This window comes from Streptococcus mitis, assembly GCF_001074635.1.
Classification (GTDB): domain Bacteria; phylum Bacillota; class Bacilli; order Lactobacillales; family Streptococcaceae; genus Streptococcus; species Streptococcus mitis_E.
In genome coordinates this window covers 1-3,064 of record NZ_JUQO01000231.1, presented here as the reverse complement: position 1 = coordinate 3,064, position 3,064 = coordinate 1, and the positions used below count along the sequence as shown (strand labels likewise).

At 40.8% G+C, this 3,064-nt stretch carries 3 protein-coding genes; 1 reads left to right on the top strand and 2 read right to left on the bottom strand.

Annotation, left to right across the window (positions count from 1 at the left end):
- Window positions 1-107: 107 nt before the first annotated feature.
- Both pbp1a and recU read right to left on the bottom strand, forming a co-directional pair.
- The gene (gene pbp1a / locus ADI58_RS10000; RefSeq protein ID WP_049522476.1) at window positions 108-2,267 is read right to left on the bottom strand and encodes a penicillin-binding protein PBP1A; all 2,160 of its coding nucleotides are present in this window, start codon (window positions 2,265-2,267) and stop codon (window positions 108-110) included.
- Window positions 2,264-2,860, bottom strand: a complete 597-nt coding sequence (gene recU, locus ADI58_RS09995) for a Holliday junction resolvase RecU (RefSeq protein ID WP_033678179.1) — start codon at window positions 2,858-2,860, stop codon at window positions 2,264-2,266. Before recU ends, pbp1a begins: the two co-directional genes overlap by 4 nt.
- A 66-nt stretch (window positions 2,861-2,926) precedes the next feature.
- Here recU and ADI58_RS11680 point away from each other — a divergent pair.
- Window positions 2,927-3,064, top strand: a 138-nt coding sequence (locus ADI58_RS11680; RefSeq protein WP_152905496.1) for an SLOG family protein, incomplete at its 3' end; no start/stop codon positions are given.

The following is a 3,064-nucleotide window of genomic DNA, read 5'->3' as shown; positions in this document are numbered from 1 at the left end:
AGCAACCTGCGGCTAGCTTCCTAGTTTGCTCTTTGATTTTCATTGAGTATTAGCTATCTTGTAGTAAAAAAATCCTGAGAATTTCTAACTCTCAGGATTTTTCGTGTTTACTGTTGTGGTTGTTGAAATTGAGGGGCCTGTGGTTGTTGGATTTGTTGGCCAGGCTGTCCTTGATTTGGATCAGTTACTGGAGCACTGTTGGATTGTTGTCCTACTGTGGTGTTTGCTTGTGTAGTTGAATTTTCAGATGTTGTAGAGGGGGTCTCTACTGACTGTGTTTGTTGTGTAGAAGGTGTAGTCCAAGTATTCTTGGCACCGTTCAAAAAGACAAACTCACCACTTCTGTATACTCCCTCAGGCATTGACCAATCTCCAGGATGGTCGTTTTGAGAGAGAGAAGTCATCATAGCACGATAGACTTTGGCAGCAACTGTGAGACCATCCCCTACAATTGGTGTGAGACGATTTGTGTAGCCTGTCCATACAGCCATTGAATATTTACGTGTATAACCTACAAACATTTCATCAGGTGCTACAAACTGAGTCGTCTTGATATGGTTTTCGATTTCTTCATCTGTATAGTTAGAGGTACCTGTTTTACCGGCTTGAGGAAGCCAAGGCAGGTAGGCACCACGACCAGTTCCGTAAGTCAAGACCGTTTTCATCATCTCTGTCATCATGTAAGCAGTCGTTTCTTTCATGGCTCTTGTGCCAGGGTCAGAAAATTCTTTTTCGCTACCATCGCTAAAGACAACTTTATTGATGTACATTGGTTTGTGATAAATACCACCATTTGCGAATGCGGCATAGGCGGTAGCCATTTTTTCACTACTTGCCCCGTACTGTTTACTAGATTCGGTAGTATTACTTGAAATAGCATTTGAGTAGTGAATACTTGGATAGTCAATTCCTAAACCATTTAGGAAGTTTTTGGCTCTATCTAAACCAACCTTGTTTAGTGTTTCAACGGCAGGTACGTTACGAGATTGTTGAAGGGCATATTGCAGAGTAATATTACCAAAATATGCTCGATCCCAGTTGTAGACAGGTGTGCTTGTTCCCGGATAGTTATAAGGAATATCATTAACCATAGTTGCAGTGGAATCATATACACCGTATTCTATGGCAGGTGCATAATCGGTGATTGGTTTCATTGTTGAACCCCAGTCACGATTGGTTTCCACAGCTTGGTTGGTACCAAATGAAACGTTACTTGCTTGGTGACGAGCTCCAAGTTGGGCGATGACTTTACCATTGGAAACATCTACGACCGTAGATGCGACTTGCAAATCATCGTCAGGGTAAGAGACGTATTGCTCGGAGTTGTAGATATCCCACAGACGTTTTTGAGACTCTTGGTCTACATTTGTGTAAACATCCATCCCAGTAGTTAGAAGGTTATAGCCAGTTTCTCGTTCTACTTGGTCGATAACCTCTTTGAGATAATTGTCCATATATGCTGGGTAGCTATTGACTGATTTCAAACTTTGGAGTCCATCGGTAATAGGAGTATTGATAGCCTTCTCATACTGTTCGGCAGAAATGTAGCCTTGACCTTTCATCTCTGAAAGTACCAAGTTACGACGGTCAAGGGCAGCTTCTGGATGAGAATAGGGATCGTATTGATTCGGAGCCTGTGGCATTCCTGCTAGTAGGGCAAGTTGAGGTAGTGATAGTTCTCGCAAATCTTTGCCGTAATAGTTTTGGGCAGCCGTCTGCATTCCATAGTTTCCGTTAGACATGTAAACTTTATTCACGTAGTAGGTCAGAATTTCTTGTTTTGTGGTTTTTTGCTCTAATTGAACAGCCAACCAAGCTTCCTGGGCTTTACGTGAAATAGTCTGATCAGAAGTGGAAGTTGAGAAATAGGTCAACTTAATTAATTGTTGGGTAAGGGTTGATCCTCCCTGGAGGGAGTTGTTTTGTAAGTTACGTAAAAAAGCTCCTATAATTCGGATGGTATCGACACCGCGATGATCGAAAAAACGATGGTCTTCAATCGATACGATAGCCTTAACTAAATCAGTAGGAATTTCGTTGGTCTGAGCGTTTACTCGGCGTTCAGAGCCCAGATCGGCAATCAGTTCGTTTTTACTATCGAAAATCTTACTAGACGTGGTTGCGACTAATTTGCTCTCAGATAGGGCTGGGGCTTTGCTGACGTAATAGAGAAATATGCCTCCTCCCAGCATAACTGCTGTGATAAATAAAGTTAAGAAGCAGATACTCACATACTTAGCTATTCGCAGGATAGTTTGTTTGTTCATCTTGTTTTACCACCTAATAAATGTTCTTTGATAACATTGAGATAGGGAATTTGAGGGAAGGCACCAGCCTTGATTTCATATCCATATTCTCGAATATATCCAAGTGGCATTGATTTTTGTCCCTTATCTTGATGATAGAAGCGAATCAAATCGAATGCCGGCAATAAGTAGGTTTCTTGCTGAGAAGAAAAGTGAAGAAGGACAAAGCAGATTCCTTGTTGGGCAAGGACTTGTTCCATATGCTGAATCTGATGTGGATGGAAATTTTTCATCGGAATCGCACGTTTTTGTTTTGTTTCCTTGGCTTCAAAGTCGATGTAATATCCCTTATAAACGCCAGAATAGTCTGTCGTTGAAGCTTGTCGAAAATAGGCTTCAACAATCTTGGCACGACTTCGTTGTGGATAGTCCACACGTACGATTTGAATAGGAGTAGGTTTCTTGTGTATAACAGCCAAGCCCTGAGACAAATAGTAGTCGTTGGTAGCATTGATCATCTTTTCAAAAGACATTCCTCGATTTGCGAAATTTTTGGGTTGAGAAAGAGATGATTGTCTTTTTTGTGATGAAATTTTATGAGGATAGTTGACCATAATTCTCCTTATTGGTACAATAACATCACTCTATTATATCATAAATTTGCACAGAAAGGGTTAAAAATGACTACAGCTTTGGTTTTAGGCTATTCTGCTTTTGATTTGGGTTTATTTTCAGACAAGGATCCTCGTCTGAAATTGATTAAAAAAGCGATACGTAAAGATTTAGAAGCTATGGCAGCAGATGGAGTGTCTTGGCTT

Coding starts and splice junctions, on each gene's coding strand:
- pbp1a (WP_049522476.1), bottom strand. CDS start 2,267: ATGAACAAACAAACTATCCTGCGAATAGCTAAGTATGTGAGTATCTGC.
- recU (WP_033678179.1), bottom strand. CDS start 2,860: ATGGTCAACTATCCTCATAAAATTTCATCACAAAAAAGACAATCATCT.